This is a genomic window from Pseudomonas sp. PDM17, assembly GCF_014851985.1.
Lineage (GTDB): Bacteria > Pseudomonadota > Gammaproteobacteria > Pseudomonadales > Pseudomonadaceae > Pseudomonas.
The window spans coordinates 1-333 of sequence record NZ_JACVAT010000028.1 but is presented as its reverse complement, the minus strand read 5'-3'; the positions used below and the strand labels follow the sequence as shown (position 1 = coordinate 333).

Here is a 333-nt window from a genome sequence, read left to right as displayed (position 1 = left end):
TGGACTACAGCGGCAAGGACGAGCTGGGTGAACTGGCCGGCTGGTTCAACCGCTTCCTCGACAAGCTGCAGCCGATCATCCGCGACGTGAAGTCCTCGGTGCAGGACGCCCGCGCCACTGCCGACCAATCCTCGGAAATCGCCAGCCAGACCAGCGCCGGCATGCAGCAGCAATTCCGCGAAGTCGACCAGGTAGCCACAGCCTCCCAGGAAATGAGCGCCACCGCCCATGACGTCGCCAACAGCGCCGCCATGGCCGCCGATGCCGCCCGTGGCGCCGACGGCGCGACCCGCGATGGCCTCAGCGTGATCGACAACACCACCCGCCTGATCG

At 67.3% G+C, this 333-nt stretch carries 1 pseudogene; it reads left to right on the top strand.

The window, feature by feature from the left end:
• Positions 1 to 333, top strand: a pseudogene (locus IB256_RS30495) (methyl-accepting chemotaxis protein); the annotation flags it as partial.